The following is a 19,753-nucleotide window of genomic DNA, read 5'->3' as shown; positions in this document are numbered from 1 at the left end:
TGAAGAATGTCGCGCTGGAGATCAGGACTTCTTCGCGAGCGGTTTCGCTGCCGCTGAGCCCTTGCCGGCCTTCTTTGCCGGCTTCTCCGCCGCCGCGGACGCAGCGGCCTTGCGTTTGCGGCCGGTGGACGATTTGCCCGCGGTGCGCGACTTCGATGCCCGATGCTTTTCCAGCATGTCCTCGGCCAGGACGATGTCCTCGGACAGGATCCCGGCGGCCTTGGCGATCGCGATCCGCGCCTCGGCCTTGTTCTCGTCGGGATTGGCCAGCAGCAGCTCACGGATCGCCTCGCGTACCGCGGCTTCCGCGTTGCGCTTGAGCTTGACGTTGTTGCTCTGGCGGAACAGCGCCATCAGCGCATCGACGACAGGCTTGATCAGGGCGGCTTCGATGGCCATGGCGGTGCTTCCTCTACAGGGAAGACAGTGTGCGGGATCGGCTTCTCACAGGCAGCGACGGGAGGCGTTCCGGCATCGGCTCGGGAGCGCGCAGGCCCGCCGGTGGAGGCGTGCCCGCATCCGGCTCCCGCTCGACTACTTCGCCTTGATCGCCAGCGCCGGCAGGCCGCCACTTGCGAGCTTGCCCTTGGCGCTGGCCAGCTCGGACGCAGTGCCGTAGGGGCCCATGCGTACGCGGTAGACGGTCTTGCCGTTGATCTGCGCCGATTCGACCCGGGCATTGAGCCCGAGCAGGGCGATCTTGGCTTTCACTGCCTCCGCATCGCCCGAGGCGCCGAAGGCCCCGGCCTGCAGCACGTAGGGCGTGTCGGTGCCCGTGGCGACGGCCGCAGCTGGGGTGGTTGCTCCAGCGGCGGCGACCGCTGTGGCCGGGGCCTGCGATTCGGCCAGCGGCTGTGGCTGGGGCGCATTGCCCGGGGGCTGCGCCGCAGCGGCTTGTTGCTGCGCGAGGCGCTGTTGCTCCCGCTGCGCGCGCTCCTGCTCCTCCCGCGCCGCGGCCGCGAGCTGGGCGTCGGTCATGGCGACTTCCTCGCCCGGGAGCAGGTCGTAGAAATCGTAATCGGGCTGTTCGGGCGCATCGGTGTTCGCGCCCGGGCTGCCCGGGGTGTCTTCGGTTCCGGTGCCTGCGACGTCCGCCTCGTCGGCTGCGTCCGAGCCCACCGGCTGCGCATCCGGGTTGGCGCGCGGCCGGAAGAATCCATCCTCGCCATTGCCCTTGAGGAATCGCGGCGCGGCCAGGATCACCCCCACCGTCAGCACGATGCCCAGCACCATCCATGCCCAGCCGGGCAGCGAGCCGCTGCCGCTGCCGGTGTTGCGCCGCGCCTGGGATCTGCCCCGTCTTGCTGCCACTTACATCGCCTCCGGCGCTTCGACGCCAATCAGTTCCAGTCCATTCTTCAGTACCTGGCGTGTGGCCGACGCGAGGACCAGGCGCGCATCGCGCAGGTTGGCATCGTCCACGAGGAACTGGTGGTCGTTGTAGTACGACTGGAAGTCCTGCGCCAGCTCCAGCAGATAGGCCGTGATCAGGTGCGGTTCCAGATCCGCGCCCGCGGCGGCCACGACCTCGGGCCAGCGCGACAGGTCGGTGAGCAGGTCGCGGGTGGCGCGGTTGTCCAGGTCGAGTGCCTGCGCCAGGCCATTCTCGCGGCCGAAGGACAGCCCACGCTCGGCCAGCTGGCGGAACACTCCGCAAATGCGCGCGTGCGAGAGCTGGACGTAATACACGGGATTGTCGAGCGACTGGCTGCGCGCCAGGTCGATGTCGAAGGTGAGCTGCGAATCGGGTTTGCGTGCGAGCAGGAACCAGCGGGTCGCATCGCGGCCGGCTTCCTCGATCAGGTCGCGCAGGGTCAGGTAGCTGCCGGCGCGCTTGGAGAGCTTCACTTCCTCGCCGCCACGCATCACGGTGACCATCTGGTGCAGCACATAGTCCGGGTAGCCGGGCGGGATGCCGGCGTCGAGCGCCTGCAGCCCGGCTTTCACGCGCATCAGTGAGCCGTGGTGATCGGCGCCCAGTTCGGTGATCGCGCGCTCGTAGCCGCGCTGCCATTTGCTGCGGTGGTAGGCGATGTCCGGCACGAAATAGGTGTATGTGCCATCCGACTTGCGCATCACCCGGTCCTTGTCGTCGCCGAAGTCGGTGGTGCGCAGCCACAGCGCGCCGCCTTCCTCATAGGTGTGGCCGTGGGCGACCAGCTCGCGCACGGTTTCCTCCACCTTGCCGTCGGCGTAGAGCGAGGATTCCAGGAAATACACGTCGAAGGACACGCCGAACGCGGCCAGGTCGGCATTCTGCTCGCGGCGCAGCCAGGCCACGGCGAACCTGCGGATGGCGTCGAAGTCGTCGGCGTCGTGCTTGCCGGTGACGACATGACCCTCAATGTCGACGCTGTCGCCGCGCAGGTAGGCGGTGGCGACCTCGGCGATGTAGTCGCCGTTGTAGGCATCTGCCGGCCAGTCCGCATCGCCGGGTTTCGCGCCGCGCGCGCGCGCCTGGACCGAACGCGCGAGGTTCTCGATCTGCACGCCGGCATCGTTGTAGTAGAACTCGCGCACCACCTCCCAGCCGTTGGCGGCGAGCACGCGCGCGATGCAGTCGCCGATCACCGCCGCGCGGCCATGGCCGACGTGCAGGGGGCCGGTGGGATTGGCCGACACGTACTCGACGCCCGCGCGCCGGCCCTGCCCGGACTCGTTGCGGCCATAGGCGCAGCCGCGCACGCAGATCTCGTGCAGCTGTTCCTGCCAGGCCTGCGGCGCCATGCGGAAGTTGAGAAAGCCGGGGCCGGCGATCTCGACCTTCGCGACATCCTCGCTCGCCGGCAGCGCGTCGATCAGGGCCTGCGCCAGCACGCGGGGATTGGGCTTTGCGCCGTCACGTGCGGCATGCTTGACCAGCAACATCGCCGCATTGGTCGAGAAATCGCCGTGGCTGCGATCCTTCGGCCGTTCAACGATGAAGTCGGGCACATCGATGTCGGCCGGCAGCGTGCCGTTGGCCTGCAAGGCGGCGACGGCCTGCTCCAGCAGGGCGCGGAGTTGGGGTTTCACTGGGGAAGCAAGGGTTTTCGGCTGATTGCGCATTGTACGTGGCGGCAGCAAGCACTGCTTGCCGTCATGCGCGTTGCCGCAGGTTGGTGCTGCACTGCCGCTATGGCCGCTGCCTGCTCATAGCCAACCCCGACCCGCCATCGACACCGGCGTACCGTCGCCGATCACGAAGTGGTCGAGCAGGCGTACATCCACCAGCGCCAGGGATTGCTTGAGTCGTGCGGTGACCGCGCGGTCGGCGGCGCTGGGTTCGGCGCTGCCGCTGGGATGGTTATGGCCCACGATCACTGCCGCGGCGTTGTGGGCCAGGGCGCGTCGCACCACTTCGCGCGGATGCACCTCGGCGCCGTCGATGGTGCCGGTGAACAGTTCCTCGAATGCGAGCGCGCGATGGCGGCTGTCCAGGAACAGCGCCGCGAAGACTTCCTGCGGATGGCCGCGCAGGCGCTGGGCGAAGTAGCGCCCGGCGGCGGCCGGGTCGGAGAGCGCTTCCCCACGCTCCAGGCCGGCGGCCAGATAGCGGCTGCACAGCTCCAGCGCCGCCGACAGCCGGCAGGCACGGGCCGGACCGAGGCCGGGTAGCCCGATGAGCTCGTCCGGGCTGCGTTCGAGCAGGCTACGCAGCGGCCCGTGGCTGGACAGCAGGCCGCGTGCGGTGGCGACGGCGTCCTCGCCGCGCAGGCCCGAGCCCAGGAAGATCGCCAGCAGTTCCGCGTCCGAGAGCGTACCGGCGCCGCGCGCGAGCAGTTTTTCGCGCGGGCGTTCGCCGCAGGGCCAGTCGCGGATATGCATGGTGGCGGTCAGCCTGAGGTTGGGATGTGGTGGCGCGACGCCGCGGGAAGCCGGAGATTGCTGTGAGTGCAAGTTGCATTCCCGCAGCGCCGCGCCTGTCGATACCGTAGTCAGTGCCGCCGGCTCGCACGATCGGGCGAAGTCCGGTCATCGGGTAAGCTAGTTCCGATTCGTGACTAGGAATTTTCCGAGCGCGTCATGACGATCCGTGGACAGCGCGTGCTGCTGTGCGTGTGCGGCGGCATCGCCGCCTACAAGGCGGCCGATCTGGTGCGCCGGCTGCGCGAGGCCGGCGCGCAGGTGCAGGTCGCCATGACCGAGAACGCGCAGCGCTTCGTCGGCGCGCAGACCTTCCAGGCGCTGTCGGGTCATCCGGTGCGCTCGTCCTTATGGGACGCGCAGGCCGAAGCGGCTATGGGCCATCTGGAACTCGCGCGCTGGGCGGAGAAGGTAGTCGTCGCGCCGGCAACGGCCAACATGCTGGCGAAGCTGGCGCACGGCTTCGCCGACGACCTGGTCAGCACCCTGTGCCTGGCCACGGAGGCGCCGATCCTGATCGCGCCGGCGATGAACCACCGCATGTGGCGGCATCCGGCGACCCAGGCCAACCTGCAGACCCTGCACGCACGCGGGGTGCGCAGCGTCGGTCCGAACGACGGTCCGCTGGCCGAAGGCGAGTCCGGTCCCGGGCGCATGGCCGAGCCCGCCGAGATCGTGGCTGCCCTGGATGCCGGATGAAGGGTTCGCAGCGCCAGGGAAGCTGCGCATGAGCACGTCGCTGGCCGGGCTGCGCATCGTCGTCAGCGCGGGGCCCACGTACGAGGACATCGACCCGGTGCGGTTCATCGGCAACCGCAGCAGCGGCAAGATGGGTTTCGCCATCGCCGCCGCCGCCGCGCAGCGCGGCGCGCAGGTGCGGCTGATCGCTGGCCCAGTGCATCAGCCCACACCGCGCGACGTGCAACGCACCGACGTGCGCAGCGCCGCGCAGATGCACGCAGCCGTGCTGTCCGCGTTGCCTGCCGATGTCTACATCGGCGCAGCGGCGGTAGCCGACTTCACCCCGCGCAGCTTCGCCGGCAGCAAGATCAAGAAGCAGCCCGGCGAGGAGGGATTGACCCTGCAACTGGTCCGCACCCGCGACATCCTGGCCGACGTGGCGGCGCATCCGCAGCGGCCGCGCCTGGTGCTGGGCTTCGCCGCCGAGACCGATGAGGTCGAGCGCTACGCGCGCGGCAAGCTCGAACGCAAGCGCGTCGACCTGATCGCCGCCAACCGGGTGGGGGTGGAGGGCTCGGGCTTCGAGAGCGACGACAACGCGCTGCAGCTGTTCTGGCCAGGGGGCGAACGTGCGCTCGGCCCGGCCAGCAAGCAGGTCCTGGCCGATGCCCTGCTAGACCTGATCGGCGAGCGGCTGGCCGCAATGACGCCCCTGGCTTCCCCTCGAACGGACCAAACGTGAATCTGGCCGACCACCACACCCTGGAAGTGAAGCTGCTCGATTCCCGCTTTGGCGGTGAATGGCCGCTGCCTGCCTACGCCACCCAGGCCAGCGCCGGCCTGGACCTGCGTGCCGCGCTGGACGAGCCCCTCACCCTGATGCCGGGCGACGCAACCCTGATTCCATCGGGGCTGGCGATCCACCTGGCCGATCCGCAGCTGTGCGCGGTGATCCTGCCGCGCTCCGGGCTGGGGCATAAGCACGGGATCGTGCTGGGCAACGGCACCGGGTTGATCGATGCCGACTACCAGGGCCCCTTGCTGATCAGCACCTGGAACCGCGGGCGCGAGCCGTTCACCGTCGCGCCCGGCGACCGGATCGCGCAGCTGGTGGTGCTGCCGATCGTGCGGGCCGCATTGCAGGTGGTGGATACTTTCGCAGACAGCGCGCGCGGAGCCGGCGGTTTCGGCCATACCGGGCTGCGCTGAATCCCGCAGTGCACGGACACCCATGACATGAGTCAGACCCCGACGCAGCAACTCTCCGCTGCCCAGCTGCGGCCCGCGCTGCCGATCGCGGCGGCGGTCCTGGGTCTGCTGGCACTGTGGATGGCCTGGAGCGGCTGGCGCCAGTGGCAAGGGGAGCAGGCGCGGCAGCAGGTGCAGGCTGCGCGCGACCAGATGGTCCAGGACACCGCACGCGCGTTGAAGGCCGAAACCGACCGGCTGGCTCGTCAGCTGGCCGCCCCCGCCACCCGGTCGGCCCTCGCCGCCGGCGACCTGGCCGGTGCCGCCGCGGCGATCCGGCGCGCTTGGCCCGACGCCGGACAGGTCGACGTGCTGCCTGCCGGGCTGGATGAGGCCTACGCGCAGCTGCCCAAATCCGGATTCGGCCGGATTGCCGTGGCCGAGGCGGCGCTGGCGGCGGATGCGCCGGTCGCGCGCATGGCCAAGGAGGCTGGCGGCGCGCGCTTGCTGGTGGCGGCACCGGCGAGCGCCCCGGGACGGCCGGATGCGGTCGCGATCGTGCATCTGCCCGCCACGCGTGTAGCGCGTGCGTTCGAAACGGTCGATGTCGGCAGCGACGGCTACCTGGCGTTGCGACAGGGCGACTTCAGCGTGGTGGAACGCGGAGACCGGGCACTGGCCGGTGCCGCCGAGGCGCTGGCCACGGCGATCCCGGGAACCGAGCTGCGGGTGTCCGCGGGCGCCCCCGCGACCCCGGGTGCCGCATTCGGCATGGGTGCGATGTCCGCCCTGGTGGGTGCGGGCGTGCTGGCAGTCCTGGCCCTGCTGGCGCTGGTCGGGTGGAAACGTGGCCCGCGGCGCACGCCGGAAGCAGCCGCCCACACCGAGCCGACCCTGGTGCAGGCGCTGCAGCAGGCGCCGGCGCCGACGTCTGATGCAGCAGCGCCTGTTCCGATCGTTTCCAAGGAGTCGACAACAGTGGAAGACAGCAAGCCCGCCGCCGTATCGATCGATCCCGGCATCTTTCGCGCCTACGACATCCGCGGGGTGATCGGTCAGAGCCTGGACGCTGGCGTGGCCGAGCACATCGGCCAGGCGGTGGGTTCGCTCATGCGCGACAGGGACCTGCCCGACATCGTGGTCGGCCGCGACGGCCGCCTCTCGGGTCCCGACATGGTCGCCGGGTTGATCGCAGGCCTGCGCAAGGCCGGGCGCAACGTGATCGACATCGGCCTGGCGCCGACCCCGTTGGTGTACTTCGGCAGCTTTTTCCTGCGCACCGGCTGCTGCATCGCGGTCACCGGCAGCCACAATCCGCCCGACTACAACGGGTTCAAGATCGTGGTCGGCGGCGACACACTGTCGGGCGATGCGATCACCGACCTGTACGACCGGATCGCCGGCGGTCGCCTGCACAACGCGGCCGAGCTGGGCAGCGTGTCGCAGCGCCGGATCGACGACGATTACCTGGAGCGCATCGCCCACGACGTGCAGCTGCAGCGCCCGTTGAAGGTGGTGGTCGATGCCGGCAACGGCGTGGCCGGCGAACTCGGCCCGCGCGTGCTCCGCGCGATCGGTGCGGACGTGGTGCCGCTGTACTGCGAGGTGGACGGTACCTTCCCCAACCACCATCCCGACCCCAGCGAGCCGCACAACCTCGAGGACCTCATCGCCACGGTGCAGCGCGAAGGCGCAGACCTCGGCCTGGCCTTCGACGGCGACGGCGACCGCCTGGGCGTGGTGACGCGCGAAGGCGTGAACATCTTCCCCGACCGCCTGCTGATGTTGTTCGCGGCCGACGTGCTCGAGCGCAATCCCGGCGCGGTGATCCTGTACGACGTGAAGTGCACCGGGCAGCTCTCCGGGCACGTGCTGCGCCATGGCGGCAGCCCATTGATGTGGAAGACGGGGCATTCGCTGATCAAGGCCAAGATGCGCGAAACCGGTGCGGAGCTGGCCGGCGAGATGAGCGGGCATTTCTTTTTCGCCGAGCGCTGGTTCGGCTTCGACGACGGCATCTATTCGGCGGCGCGCCTGCTCGAAATCCTGGCCGGGCGCGAGGAGTCTCCCAGCGAGGTGCTCGGCGCGCTGCCGGGCGGCGTGTCCACACCGGAGATCAAGATCGATGCCCCCAATGGCGATCCGCACGCCTTCGTCGAGGGTTTCCGCAGTCGCGCCAGCTTCGAAGGCGGACGGATATCGACGATCGATGGCGTGCGCGTCGATTGGCCGGACGGCTGGGGCCTGATTCGCGCATCCAACACCACGCCGGTGCTGGTGCTGCGTTTCGATGCCGACAACGAGGACGCCCTGCAGCGCATCCAGAACGTGTTCCGCGAGCAGCTGCTCGGGTTCCAGCCGGACTTGCCGATCCCGTTCTGACGGCCCTCGGCCCGGCGGTAGCCGGCCGCGGCGGACGCGCCCTGCTGCGTCCGGTCTAGTCGCTGCTCGCGGCGTCCGGGGTTGCTTCTCCCGGGGGGGTCTTCAGGTCGCGGTAACGCTGCAGCGCCGATGCGAGATCGCCGTCGAGCATCGCGCGGTCGGCGCGCTGGTCGCGCAGGACCTGCGATTGCCGGTTGAGATCGGCATGCTGCTTGAGGATGTTGTCGTGCAGCGGCTTGGGCACCGGCTTGCCGCCGAGTTCCAGGTTCGCCGCCTGCCCGAGCAGTGCGACCAGCCCATGGCGCAGATTGGCCTGGCCCAGGGTGGAGGTCTTGATCGATTCCTCCACCAGCACGATGCGTTCGTTGAACGCGCGCTGCAGGTCGGCTTCGGTGGCGTAGGACTCCACCATCGCCAGGTCGCGGCGCACGCGCGCGGCCCGCGCATCGGCAGCGAGCTGTGCCTGGCTGGCGGCGGCGGCCGCAGCGGCGCGTTCTTCGGCGGTCAGCGCACGGTCGACCTCGTTCAGCGTGCGCCCGCTGCGGGCGCTGAACTCCTTGCGCGCACGGGCAGCCTGCTCCGGCGGCAGTGCATCGCCGCAGACCTTCTTGCCGTTGTCGGTCCAGCAATAGAGTTTTTTCTGCGGCGTGGCGCCTTTCTGCGCCAACGCCTGCGGCGTCGCGGCGAGCATGATCGCCAGCGACAGCGCCGCCCCTCCCAGAGTGAGCTGTGTCTTCATCCGGTCCCCCCGGCCGGTGTGGTGCTGCCATAGCGTACGCGGTACGCCTGCAGGCGGTCGCGTTCGGCGGCCAGCGTGTCGCTTTCGCCGACGAACGCCAGCAGGTCCTCCAGCCCTGCGACCGCGATCACAGGTATGTTCTGATCCTGCGCGACCGCCTGCGCCGCCGAGCGGGGGTCGGTGTCGCTCACCCGCTCCTGGCGGTCGAGCGCGATCACGATGCCGGCCGGCGTGCCGCCCCCCTGCCGGATGATCTCCAGCGCCTCACGGATGGCGGTGCCGGCGGTGATCACGTCGTCGACGACCAGCACGCGGCGTCCGGCCAGTGGCGCGCCGATCAGGGTGCCGCCCTCGCCGTGCGTCTTGGCCTCCTTGCGGTTGAAGGCCAGCGGCAGGTCGCGGCCGCGGCGCGCGTACTCGCAGGCCAGCGCAGTGGCCAGCGGGATGCCCTTGTAGGCGGGGCCGAAGAACAGGTCGAAATCCCCGAGGGAACCGGCCAGCCGCGCTGCTTCCAATGCATCGGCGTAGCAACCGGCCAGATCCGCCAGTACCGCGCCCGAATCGAAGCGGCCGGCATTGAAAAAGTAAGGACTCGTGCGCCCGGATTTGAGGGTGAACTCGCCGAAGCGCAGCGCATCGGCGCGCAGGGCGAGCTGGAGGAAACGCCAGCGATGGTCGGTCATGCCGCCGATTTTCCCACGTCGTCCGAGCCGAGCGTGCGCAGCAGCACATGCTGCGGGCCGGACCGCTCGCCGAAATACATGCGGCCGCTGTCGATGAAGCCGGCATTGCGATAGGCCTGGAGGGCGATGTGATTGTCGCAGTGCACCGTCAACGCCAGCAGGCGCACCCGTGGGTGCCTGCGCTCTAGATCCTCGTAGCAGGCGTTCAGCGCGCGCGTGCCCAGCCCGCGACCTTGCCAGCTGCGGTCGATCAGCAGGCTGCGCAGCGCCGCGCAGGCATTGCCGTAATCGCAGCCGGCCACCGCGCCGGGTCGCAGGTCGAGGCGGTAGAAACCGACCACCTTGCCGTCCGCGAGCACGGCCATCGCCTCGCTGTCGGGATCGGCCTCGGTATCGATCAGGTTGCTGGCCACGTCGCCGACAAAGGCGTATTGCGCCGGGTCGGCGCGCAGCGCGCGTACCGCCGCGGCAATCTCGGGCGTCACCTGCTGGACGCTGACCACGGCGGGAGCGGGCGATCGTGGCATCCGCGGATCATAGTCCGATGGCGGTGAGGCCGTGTGCATGCCCCGGTATCCGTCCGCGACCGGGTTGGCGCGATTGCTATGATCGCCGCGAACGCCCCGCGGAGCACGCATGCGCATCCTCAGCTTCAACGCCAACGGCCTGCGCTCGGCCGCGAACAAGGGATTCTTCGACTGGTTCCCGACGCAGGACGTGGACGTGATGTGCGTGCAGGAAACCAAGGCGCAGGAACATCAGCTGCGGCTGCCCGCGTTCCTGCCCGAGGGCTATACCGCGTTCTTCCGCGATGCCACCACCAAGAAGGGCTACAGCGGCGTGGCCATCTACAGCCGCCGCGAACCCGACGAGGTCCGCACAGGGCTGGGCCGCGCCGACTTCGACGAGGAAGGCCGCTACATCGAAGCCCGCTTCGGCAACCTGTCGGTGGTGTCCTTCTACATTCCGTCCGGCAGCTCGGGCGAGGTCCGGCAGGCGGTCAAGGAAGACGTGATGGCCTGGCTGCGACCGATCCTCGACGAGTGGCTGGCCAGCGGCCGCGAGTATGTGCTGTGCGGCGACTGGAACATCGTGCGCAGCCGCAACGACATCCGCAACTGGACCGGCAACCAGAAGAACTCCGGCTGCCTGCCGCACGAACGCGCGTGGATGAACGCGATGATCGACGACGATTGCGGCGATGGCCTGGTGCAGCGTGCGAACCCCGGCTGGCGCGACAGCTTCCGGGTGGTGAAGCCCGACGCAGTCGAATACAGCTGGTGGTCGCAGCGTGGTGCGGCGCGCGCCAACAACGTCGGCTGGCGGATCGACTACCAGCTGGTGACACCAAAGCTCGCCGACCGTATCCGCGGCGCGACCATCTTTCCCGAGCCACGTTTCTCCGACCACGCGCCGTATCTGGTGGACTACGATCTGTGAATCCCAGGCTTTGAAGCACTCCCCTTCAAGGGGAGTATTTGGGAGGGGGTGGGTTCCCTCGCGCATTCCGCGACTGTCGCAAACCCCATCCCCATCCCGGCCTTCCCATTGAAGGGGAAGGGAAAGGGAAAGGCCAAAGCTCGCGACTCACGTCGCTCCTACAAGGAATCCGATGTCCGCAGACAGCAGCACGGCGACGAGAAGGACCGGCACCCGCGACGTGCTGCGCGCGCTGCGCCAGCCGAAGGTGCTGGCGATGCTGCTGCTGGGGTTCTCGTCCGGGCTGCCGCTGTACCTGGTCGGCAACACCATGGGTTACTGGATGCGCGAGGGCGGCAGCGAGCTGTCGGCGATCGGATTCCTGTCATGGGTGGGCCTGGCGTACTCGCTCAAGTTCCTGTGGGCGCCGATCATCGACAAGACCGACGTGCCGCTGCTCGGGCGCCTGGGCCATCGCCGCGGCTGGATGCTGCTGTCGCAGATCGTGGTGGCGGCGGCACTGGCGGGCATGGCGATCGTGCAGCCGCAGGGCGGGCTGGTGCTGTTCGGTGCGCTGGCGCTGGTGGCCGCGTTCGCCTCGGCCACCCAGGACATCGTGATCGATGCCTGGCGGATCGAGATTGCCGACAACAGCGACGAGCTGGGACTGCTCACCTCGGGGACCCAGTTCGGCTACCGCACCGCGCTGCTGGTGACCGACGCATTGATCCTGATCCTGGCCGCCTATATCGGCTGGTCCCCCTCGTACTGGCTGATGGCGGCGCTGATGGGCGTGGGCGTACTGGCGGCGCTGTTCCTGGCGCGCGAGCCGGCGGCGTCGCAGGCGCCCGAAGTCACCCAGCATGCCCCGCTGTGGACGTTCTCGGGGCTGGCTGACGCCATCGCCGGCCCGTTCATCGCCTTCTTCAGGACCCATGGCACCTGGGCGCTGCTGATGCTGGCCGCGATCAGCCTGTACCGGCTGCCGGACTTCGTGATGGGGCCGATGAACAACCCCTTCTATGCCGATATCGGGATCGCCAAGGAATTCGTGGGCGAGATCCGGGCGTCGATCGGCCTGATCGCCTCGCTGGTCGGTATCGCGGCGGCCGGACTGAGCGCGGTCCGTTTCGGCTTCGTGCCCACGTTGCTGGCCGGCGCGGTGCTGGGGCCGGGTTCGAACGCGGCGTTCACCTGGGTTGCCTATACGGGTGGCGACCCGACCGTGTTCAGCGCGGCGATGGCGATCGACGGCTTCGCCACCGGTTTCGCCGGAACCGCGCTGGTGGCGTATATGTCGAGCCTCACCAGCATCGGCTACACCGCCACCCAGTACGCTCTGCTCAGTTCCTTCTATGCGTTGCTGGGCAAGGTGCTGAAAGGGCTGTCCGGGGTGGCGGTGGAACAGCTCGCGGTCGGACGCACGCTGGTGGAAGGCTATGCGCTGTTCTTCCTGGGCACCGCGCTGGCCGGCATTCCCGCGCTGCTGCTGTGCCTGTTGCTGGTCCGACGCAATCGCGCTGCAGGCGCGAGCAGCCAAACCGCCTGACCGCAGCACGGGACGGCTTGCGTTGTTCCCGACGGGGGGATACACAAAATGACGGACATCGTGCTGAGGGACATCGATCCTGCGCTGAAGGGTCGGATCGAACGCGTGGCCAGGGTACGAGGCTGGGACGTGCCAGAGACGCTGGCGCGGCTGCTCGAGACCGGCCTGGAATCGGTCGAGGCCGGGCTCGCCCCTGATCTGGACGGCCGCGAAGCCGACGTGCTGGTAGGGGCGATCGCCGCAATGGAGCGGATGCCCGACGATCCGGGGTTTGCCCTCATCGGCCGGACAGGGTCGGCCGGTTCTGTCTAGGCCGGATAGATCGCGCCCAGCACCCGCGGCCCCTGCGCGCCGGTCACTGAGGGCAGATTGCCCGGGCGCCCAGCCAGGGCCTCGCGCGCCAGCCAGGCAAAGCCCATCGCCTCGATGAAGTCCGGGTCGACGCCGTGGACTGCCGTGGATTCGAGCACGGCTTCGGACAGGCGCGCGGCGATGCGCGCGAGCAGCGCCCGGTTGTGCACGCCGCCGCCGCAGGCCAGCACCCGCCGCGTGGACGGTTGCGCCGCCCGCAGCGCATCGGCCACGCTGGCCGCGGTCAGCTCGAGCAGGGTCGCCTGCACGTCCTCGGGCCTGCGCGTTTCGTCGCCGAGATGCGCCTCGAGCCAGCCGAGATGGAACTGCTCGCGCCCGGTGCTTTTGGGCGGCGGCAGCGCGAACCAGGGATCGTCGAGCAGCTGCGCCAGCAGGCCACTATCGGCGGTTCCACGCGCGGCGAAGGCGCCGTCGGCGTCGAACGCCGCGCCGGTATGGCGTTCGCACCAGGCATCGAGCAGGGCGTTGGCCGGGCCGGTGTCGAAGCCGCGCACCGCGCCGGAGGCCGGCAGCAGGGTCAGGTTGGCGATGCCGCCCAGGTTGAGCACGGCGCGATCCTCGTCCGGCGCGCGCAGCAATGCCGCGTGCAGGGCAGGCAGCAGCGGTGCGCCATGCCCACCCGCGGCAACATCGCGGCGGCGGAAGTCGGCGACCGTGGTGATGCCAGTCCGCTCGGCGATCACGTTGCCGTCGCCCATCTGCCAGGTGAAAGGCGGGATGGATTCGGGCCGGTGGCGCACGGTCTGGCCGTGCGAGCCGAGCGCCTGCACGTCGCGCGGGCCAAGCCCGGCGTCCTCCAGCAGCGCCAGCACGGCATCGGCGAAGCCATGGGCGATCCGCACATCGAGCATGCCCAGTTCGTCGAGCGAGCGGGTCTCGCCCCCCTGGCCGAGTTCGATCAGTCGCGCGCGAATTGTTTCTGGCCAGGCATAGGTGCGGCCGAGCACCAGTTCGCAGTGCGCATCCGGGGCATCGCTGGCGAAGCGGACCAGGGCGGCGTCGATGCCGTCTGCACTGGTGCCGGAGATCAGGCCGAGGAAGAGCTGTTCCATCGGCCCATTGTAGGAGTGCGGCTCCCGCGCGACCGGACGGTCCAGGCCCAAGCCTCTGCTCCGGACCGAATCCTTGTCCAAGGCCGCTGCGGCGGCCCGGAAGCGGCCGCGACGGGAACGATCTCGCGGCGCCCGTCAGCCCTTGCGGGCAGGCTTCTTCGCTGGCTCGGCCTTGGCGACTCGGCTGTCTTCGCCCGGGTAGTAGATGACGTTCTCGACTTCGCGGATCTTGTCGAGCGCACGTCGGGTCTCGTTCTTGAACGCCACCAGCGCCGCGCCGCGCAGCGGCTCGGGCGGCGGCATGGTCATCGACAGCGGATTGCGGTGCACGCCGTTGACCCGGAACTCGTAGTGCAGGTGCGGGCCGGTGGCCAGGCCGGTGCTGCCGACGCGGCCGATGACCGTACCCTGGGCGATGCGCTGGCCCGGACGGATCTTGGCGAACGCAGACATGTGGCCGTACAGCGTGGTGTGGCCGCGCCCATGGTCGAGGATCACCGCGCGTCCGTAGCCACCCTTCCAGCCGACGAACTGCACCCGCGCATCGCCCGCCGCCATGATCGGCGTGCCGGTGCCGGCGGCGTAATCCACGCCCTTGTGCATGCGCATGCGTCCGAGCACCGGATGGCGGCGCGCGCCAAAGCCCGACGACAGCCGCGCATACGGGATCGGCATGCGGATGAACGGGCGCCGCAGGGAGCGGCCATCCGGCGTGAAGTATTCCGGCTTGCCGGCGCGCACATGGCGGAACGCGCTCTTGAGCTTGCCATCGACGGTGAAGGTGGCGGCGAGTACCGGGCCGGTCTCGGCCAGCTGGCCGTTCTTCCAGGTCCGGTCGACGACCACGCTGAAGCGGTCGTCCTCGTCCAGGTCGGAATCGAAGTCGATGTCGTACTTGAACATCTCGTCGGTCAGCTGCGCCAGCTGCCGATGGCCGAGCCCGACCTTGCGTGCGGACGCGAACAGCGACTTGCCCACGTTGCCGCTCAGCACCACCGTGCGGGTGGTGACTTCCTGCGGCACTGATTTCTCGCGCAATGCGTCGGCGGCGAACTCCAGCTCCATCGGCTGGTCGTCCAGGGTGATGGTCATCGCACGCACGCTGCCGTCGGCCGGCAGGTTGAATGCCAGTTCGGTGCCGGGCCGCAGGCGGCGCAGTACCGGCTTGATTTTCGGGTGCTGCATGACCCGTTCGAGCTGGCTGTAGGGGATGCCAAGCTCGGAAAACACGCCGCTCAGGGTCTGGCCCGGCTTGAGCCGCACCGACTGCCAGTGATCGGTCGAGGGGCCGCGGTTGCCGAGGCTCAGCTGTGGCAGGGCGAGCGACATCGACGTGGTCTGGGGGCGGCCGGGAGTCTGCATGGCGCTGTCGAAGCCCGGCACGATGGCGGCGACCAGCGCACCAAGGGTCGCGAACAGACTCGCATGCGCCCACTGCCTGCGGGTCCAGCGGCCGTTGAAACCGGCGGGAATCCGGGGTGTGATGCGCTCCCGGGCAGGGCTGGAAGGCGTATGCAGACGCTGACCTTGGTCTTGGCCCATGCCGGATGCGCTCATCTGTCCCGTTCCTCTGTCCCCGCGTGACGGGCACGTAACGGCGGTAACATAATCACGCGAGCACCCTGCGTCAAACCCTTGAGACAGTTAGGGATTTTCGTCACGTTCTCGTTCCCGTATTCATGTTTTGGGTCGCAACGCGCGATCGGAACTTCCGCGCCACTTTCATCGAGAGTCCCCACCCATGCCCGCCCACCCCTCCGTCGACCCCGCTGCCTTCGCGACGATCGCCCGCGGCACGGACGAAATCCTCAAGCGCGAGGAGCTGGAAGCGCGTCTGGCGCTGGGGCGGCCGCTGCGGATCAAGGCCGGGTTCGATCCCACCGCGCCCGACCTGCATATCGGCCACACGGTGCTGCTCAACAAGATGCGCCAGTTCCAGGACCTGGGCCATCAGGTGATCTTCCTGATCGGCGACTTCACCGGGATGATCGGCGATCCGTCCGGCAAGAACGTTACCCGCAAGCCGCTGACCCGCGAAGACGTGAAGGCCAATGCGCGCACCTATGCCGAGCAGGTGTTCAAGGTGCTCGACCGGGACAGGACCGAACTGCGCTTCAACAGCGAATGGTTCGGGAAGATGGATGCGGCCGACATGATCCGGCTCGCCGCCCAGCACACCGTCGCGCGCATGCTCGAGCGCGACGACTTCGCCAAGCGCTATGCCGCGCAGCAGCCCATCGCCATCCACGAGTTCCTGTATCCACTGGTGCAGGGCTACGACTCGGTTGCGCTGAAGGCCGATGTCGAACTGGGCGGCACCGACCAAAAGTTCAACCTGCTGATGGGACGCGGCCTGCAGGAGGCGCACGGACAGCCGCCGCAGATCGTGCTGACCATGCCGTTGCTGGAAGGCATCGACGGCGTGCAGAAGATGAGCAAGTCGTTGGGCAATTACATCGGCATCGCCGAGCCGGCCATCGACATCGTCAGCAAGACCATGAAGATCGGCGACGAGCTGATGTGGAAATGGATCGAGCTGCTCAGCTTCGACATCGGCGTCGACGAGGCCCGGCAGCTGCAGGCCGAGGTCGCCGCGGGCCAGCTCAATCCGCGCGACGTCAAGCTGCGCCTGGCCCGCGAGCTGGCCGCGCGCTTCCACGATGCGCGCGCGGCCGACGATGCGCTGATCGGCTGGAACGCGGCGGTGCGCGGCGAGGGCGATCTGGCCGCGGTGCCGCTGCGCCAGGTGGCGGTACCGGCCGAGGGGCTGCGCATCGGCGCGCTGCTCACCGCCGCCGGGCTGACCCCCAGCAACTCGGAGGCCATGCGCAAGCTCAGGGAGCGTGCGGTGAAGGTGGATGGTGCGGTGGTCGAGGATCCCGCGCAGGTCTTCGCGCCCGGCTTCGAAGGGATGCTCGCGGTGGGCAAGCGCAACTTCGCGCGCGTGCGGCTGATCGCGGGTTAGGGCAGGCCCTAGGCCCGTCCCGGCGTCGACGCGCGCCGCTGGCGCTTGTCCGCGTACATTTCCGCGTCCGCGCGTTCGAGCAGTCGATCGAGATCCAGATCGTCTGGAGCGCAGTCGGCGATGCCGAAGCTGGCCGACAGCGGAAACGGCAGCTCGTCGCCCTCGCGCGGATGGGCGAGCGCCTGACGGAGCTTTTCGACCAGCGCCTGCGCCGTCTTCGAGGTCGTGTGGGGCAGGTACAGCGCGAATTCGTCGCCGCCCAGTCGGCCGATCAGCTGGCCGGGCTGCAGGCAGCGGCGACAGCGCCCCACGAAGGCGCGCAGCGCCGCGTCGCCGGCGGCATGGCCGAGCTCGTCGTTGATCGCCTTGAGGTTGTCCATGTCGGCGATGATCAGCGCCGCAGCGTGATTGCGCGGCGCGGCCAGCCGCAGATCGTTGCGCACCTGCTCCAGGAAGCCGGCCCGGGACAGCGCGCCGGTGACCGGATCGCGCACCAGCGCACGACGCAAGCGGGTGTTGTCCGCGTACAGCCCCGGGACCGCCAACCCGAAATAGCTGTTCGCCGCCAGGCTGATCATCGCGAACTGCAGGGCGAGCGCCTGCGAGCCCAGCCCCAGCAGCGGCGTGGCGATGGCGATCACCAGGCTGAAGGCCGCGATCGCAGCCAACGTATGCAAGGTTCCGTGGGTATGCACGATCCACAGCTGGACCACCACCACGACGAACAGCGCGAACACCACCGCAGGTTGCTGCGGCAGCGCGGCCGCCGCCAGCATCACCGCCAGCGTGAACCCGAGCAGGAGCGAGAGCTTGGCCGCATAGGCCGAAGCGCTCCCTGCCGGCGCGATCATCTCCGACATGCGCGGCACGCCGGGCTCGGGCGCGACCCGCAGCCAATCAGCCAAGCGCAGCACGCCGGCGATCGCCAATGGCCCGAGCGCAAGCAGGCCCGCGTAATCGCCGATCGCCCACGGGATCGCCTGCTCGATCATGGTCGGCACGTCGATCGCGCCGGTGGCGAGCAGCCCGGCGCTGCCGATGCACGCCGACAGCAGCGAGGCGAACGCACCCCCGAGGATGAAGAACGTCACCGCCCGCGGCAGACTGGTGGCGGGAGGGCCGTGACGGGAAGCGCGTCGCAGCACCCAGGCCAGGCCGCCCCAGACGCCGAGCTGCTGCACGGCGAAGATCACCGCGTACTGCGCGACCGCCGCGTCCAGGGCGGTACCCACGCCCCTTTCGAATCCCACCAATGTGGCCAACACGCTCGAGATGGCGATCGCGGGGACGCCGCGCCAGCCGAGCACCATCAGCGCGGCTACCGTGACTGCCACCGGTGGAAACCACAGGCTGGCATGCGGCTGGTATTCCAGCACCCGCGCCAGCTCGAACGCGGTCATCCAGGCTGCCACCAAGGCTGCCGACAGGCCCGCCAGGGCCAGCATCCCGCCGCGTTTCGCGGGCCGCGCATCGCCCATGCCGCCAGCGTCACGGCCCATCAGCGCACCACCGGACCGCGTGGCGTCGGGATCGGGGTGTCGTTCGCGGTGATGCTTCGGCGATTGCGGGGAACGGCGAGTGCAGTGAAGTCTTTGCTGACGAGGCGCCGCGTCGACCAAATCAATGTCGGCGTGGCATCCATCGCATTGTCCCCCCGAGCGTTCAGCGAGCCACGAAATAGTGCCACAGGCTGCTGCGCAGGCGCGCCGACGGACGCACGTCGCACGTCCGCACCACGGTCTTCCGGCTGCTGGCGCCGCGCACGGCGATGTGCATCCACGCCAGACGAGCGGCGCCGACGTCGCCATGACGCCGCGCGCGGCAGGATGCCCGGATGTCCGACCTGCTCGCGAACTGGCCACAACAACTTTCCGTACTGCTGACCACTGCCTACGCCATGGTGCTGGGCGGATTGATCGGCTGGGAGCGCGAGCTCAAGGACCGTCCGGCGGGCTTTCGCACCCACATGCTCGTGGCCGGTGCGGCCGCGATGCTGGTCGGGCTCGGCGACCTGCTCGCCGTGCACTTCAGCGCCGAGGACTATCGCGAACTGGTGCGAGTGGATCCGATCCGGCTGATCGAGGCGGTCGTGGCGGCGGTCGGCTTCCTCGGCGCGGGCGCGATCTTCCGCCGCAGCGGTGGGAACAGCGTGTCGGGACTGACCACCGCCGCCTCGCTGCTGATGGTGGCGGCGATCGGCATCGCCGCGGGCCTGCGGGTCCACGTGCTCGCACTTGGTGCGACCCTGCTGACGCTCGCAGTGCTGCTGGTGCTGAAGTGGGCGGAGAAGCGCTTCGAAGTGCGCCGGGACAAGGCGCGTCCCGGCTGACACGACACGTGGTCAGGCGATCCTCAGTGCCGCCTGCACCATCAACGCGATCACGCAGCCCAGGCCCGCGAACCAGACCAGGCTGCGGGCGCGATGGGTGCCGGTCAGGTAGAACACGCCGTGCAGCAGGCGCAGCGCGACGAAGGCAATGGCCAGCCAGGTGATGCGCTGCGGGTCGACGCCGGCCAGTTGCGCCATCAGCACGCCGGCGGCAAACGGGGCGAAGGCCTCGAATGCGTTGAGCTGGGCGTTGTTGGCGCGCTGCACGCGCGGGTTGTCCTGGCGCGCAAGCCAGCGGCGCGGATCGCGGTTGTCGAACTTCGGCGCCGAGGTCTTGGCGATCACCGTCCACACGTACGGAAGCAGCGCGGCGAGCAGGATGCAGATGTAGGCGATGGTCATGGCGTTTTCCGGCGTGGCCCGGAACACAGCGTAGGCGTTGGCAGCGGTGGCGGATAGCCAGCCGTAGGAGCGACGTCAGTCGCGAGCTCTTCTCCCGTGGAGGCAGGCGAAGCAGAAGCTCGCGACTGACGTCGCTCCTACACCGA

General features: G+C 69.2%; 18 protein-coding genes and 1 pseudogene. 8 read left to right on the top strand and 11 right to left on the bottom strand.

Annotated features, from left to right (window positions below; genetic code table 11):
* Nucleotides 1-21: 21 nt before the first annotated feature.
* The 4 genes from MC380_RS13565 to radC all read right to left on the bottom strand — a co-directional run bounded on the left by MC380_RS13565 (nt 22) and on the right by radC (nt 3,807).
* The gene (locus tag MC380_RS13565; RefSeq protein WP_242165388.1) at nt 22-399 is read right to left on the bottom strand and encodes a hypothetical protein; all 378 of its coding nucleotides are present in this window, start codon (nt 397-399) and stop codon (nt 22-24) included.
* A gap of 135 nt (nt 400-534) precedes the next feature.
* A complete protein-coding gene (locus MC380_RS13560) occupies nt 535-1,311 on the bottom strand; it encodes an SPOR domain-containing protein (protein ID WP_242165387.1) in 777 nt (258 codons plus the stop codon).
* A complete protein-coding gene (argS, locus tag MC380_RS13555) occupies nt 1,312-3,015 on the bottom strand; it encodes an arginine--tRNA ligase (protein WP_242101907.1) in 1,704 nt (567 codons plus the stop codon). It abuts the gene before it with no gap.
* A 117-nt stretch (nt 3,016-3,132) separates the two neighbouring features.
* Nucleotides 3,133-3,807, bottom strand: a complete 675-nt coding sequence (gene radC / locus MC380_RS13550) for a DNA repair protein RadC (protein WP_242101906.1) — start codon at nt 3,805-3,807, stop codon at nt 3,133-3,135.
* A gap of 198 nt (nt 3,808-4,005) precedes the next feature.
* Between radC and coaBC the strand changes: the two are divergent.
* The 3 genes and pseudogenes from coaBC to MC380_RS13535 all read left to right on the top strand — a co-directional run bounded on the left by coaBC (nt 4,006) and on the right by MC380_RS13535 (nt 8,097).
* Nucleotides 4,006-5,269, top strand: a pseudogene (gene coaBC, locus MC380_RS13545) (bifunctional phosphopantothenoylcysteine decarboxylase/phosphopantothenate--cysteine ligase CoaBC).
* Between the two features lie 2 nt (nt 5,270-5,271).
* Nucleotides 5,272-5,736 carry a dUTP diphosphatase gene (dut, locus tag MC380_RS13540; RefSeq protein WP_242165514.1) on the top strand — a complete coding sequence of 155 codons (465 nt, stop codon included), beginning with the start codon at nt 5,272-5,274 and terminating at the stop codon, nt 5,734-5,736.
* Between the two features lie 27 nt (nt 5,737-5,763).
* Nucleotides 5,764-8,097: a phosphomannomutase/phosphoglucomutase gene (locus MC380_RS13535; RefSeq protein WP_242165385.1), complete on the top strand. Its 2,334-nt coding sequence runs from the start codon at nt 5,764-5,766 to the stop codon at nt 8,095-8,097.
* Between the two features lie 55 nt (nt 8,098-8,152).
* Here MC380_RS13535 and MC380_RS13530 read toward each other — a convergent pair whose 3' ends face one another.
* The 3 genes from MC380_RS13530 to MC380_RS13520 are packed head-to-tail and all read right to left on the bottom strand — an operon-like array spanning nt 8,153 to nt 10,046.
* Nucleotides 8,153-8,836 (bottom strand): hypothetical protein, encoded by a 684-nt coding sequence (locus tag MC380_RS13530; RefSeq protein ID WP_242165383.1) that lies wholly within the window; start codon nt 8,834-8,836, stop codon nt 8,153-8,155.
* Complete coding sequence (gene pyrE, locus MC380_RS13525) at nt 8,833-9,519, bottom strand: orotate phosphoribosyltransferase (RefSeq protein WP_242165381.1); 687 nt, start codon at nt 9,517-9,519, stop codon at nt 8,833-8,835. Before pyrE ends, MC380_RS13530 begins: the two co-directional genes overlap by 4 nt.
* Nucleotides 9,516-10,046 carry a GNAT family N-acetyltransferase gene (locus MC380_RS13520; RefSeq protein WP_242101902.1) on the bottom strand — a complete coding sequence of 177 codons (531 nt, stop codon included), beginning with the start codon at nt 10,044-10,046 and terminating at the stop codon, nt 9,516-9,518. Before MC380_RS13520 ends, pyrE begins: the two co-directional genes overlap by 4 nt.
* Before the next feature lie 109 nt (nt 10,047-10,155).
* Here MC380_RS13520 and MC380_RS13515 point away from each other — a divergent pair, with 109 nt between their 5' ends.
* The 3 genes from MC380_RS13515 (at nt 10,156) to MC380_RS13505 (ending at nt 12,799) form a co-directional block, all read left to right on the top strand.
* Complete coding sequence (locus MC380_RS13515) at nt 10,156-10,959, top strand: exodeoxyribonuclease III (protein WP_242165379.1); 804 nt, start codon at nt 10,156-10,158, stop codon at nt 10,957-10,959.
* Between the two features lie 172 nt (nt 10,960-11,131).
* The gene (locus tag MC380_RS13510) at nt 11,132-12,487 is read left to right on the top strand and encodes an MFS transporter (RefSeq protein WP_242101900.1); all 1,356 of its coding nucleotides are present in this window, start codon (nt 11,132-11,134) and stop codon (nt 12,485-12,487) included.
* A 48-nt stretch (nt 12,488-12,535) separates the two neighbouring features.
* Nucleotides 12,536-12,799, top strand: coding sequence for a hypothetical protein (locus MC380_RS13505; RefSeq protein ID WP_242165377.1), 264 nt, complete (start codon nt 12,536-12,538; stop codon nt 12,797-12,799).
* Here the strand turns inward: MC380_RS13505 and MC380_RS13500 are convergent.
* Nucleotides 12,796-13,911: an anhydro-N-acetylmuramic acid kinase gene (locus MC380_RS13500; RefSeq protein WP_242165375.1), complete on the bottom strand. Its 1,116-nt coding sequence runs from the start codon at nt 13,909-13,911 to the stop codon at nt 12,796-12,798. The genes MC380_RS13505 and MC380_RS13500 overlap by 4 nt on opposite strands.
* A 135-nt stretch (nt 13,912-14,046) precedes the next feature.
* A complete protein-coding gene (locus MC380_RS13495; RefSeq protein WP_343223582.1) occupies nt 14,047-15,468 on the bottom strand; it encodes a M23 family metallopeptidase in 1,422 nt (473 codons plus the stop codon).
* 184 nt (nt 15,469-15,652) lie between these two features.
* Here MC380_RS13495 and tyrS point away from each other — a divergent pair, with 184 nt between their 5' ends.
* Nucleotides 15,653-16,876, top strand: coding sequence for a tyrosine--tRNA ligase (gene tyrS / locus MC380_RS13490; RefSeq protein ID WP_242101888.1), 1,224 nt, complete (start codon nt 15,653-15,655; stop codon nt 16,874-16,876).
* Nucleotides 16,877-16,884: 8 nt separating this feature from the next.
* On the opposite strand, the gene MC380_RS13485 is transcribed toward tyrS, so the two are convergent.
* The gene (locus tag MC380_RS13485; protein WP_242165373.1) at nt 16,885-18,375 is read right to left on the bottom strand and encodes a diguanylate cyclase; all 1,491 of its coding nucleotides are present in this window, start codon (nt 18,373-18,375) and stop codon (nt 16,885-16,887) included.
* 335 nt (nt 18,376-18,710) lie between these two features.
* Here MC380_RS13485 and MC380_RS13480 point away from each other — a divergent pair, with 335 nt between their 5' ends.
* Nucleotides 18,711-19,205 carry an MgtC/SapB family protein gene (locus tag MC380_RS13480; protein WP_242165372.1) on the top strand — a complete coding sequence of 165 codons (495 nt, stop codon included), beginning with the start codon at nt 18,711-18,713 and terminating at the stop codon, nt 19,203-19,205.
* Between the two features lie 12 nt (nt 19,206-19,217).
* On the opposite strand, the gene MC380_RS13475 is transcribed toward MC380_RS13480, so the two are convergent.
* The gene (locus tag MC380_RS13475; protein ID WP_242165369.1) at nt 19,218-19,607 is read right to left on the bottom strand and encodes an MAPEG family protein; all 390 of its coding nucleotides are present in this window, start codon (nt 19,605-19,607) and stop codon (nt 19,218-19,220) included.
* Nucleotides 19,608-19,753 lie beyond the last annotated feature (146 nt).

This window comes from Lysobacter sp. M15, from assembly GCF_022662515.1.
Classification (GTDB): domain Bacteria; phylum Pseudomonadota; class Gammaproteobacteria; order Xanthomonadales; family Xanthomonadaceae; genus JAKPBU01.
Note: the sequence above shows the minus strand (reverse complement) of the source record. Positions and strands in the feature narration are given on the sequence as shown.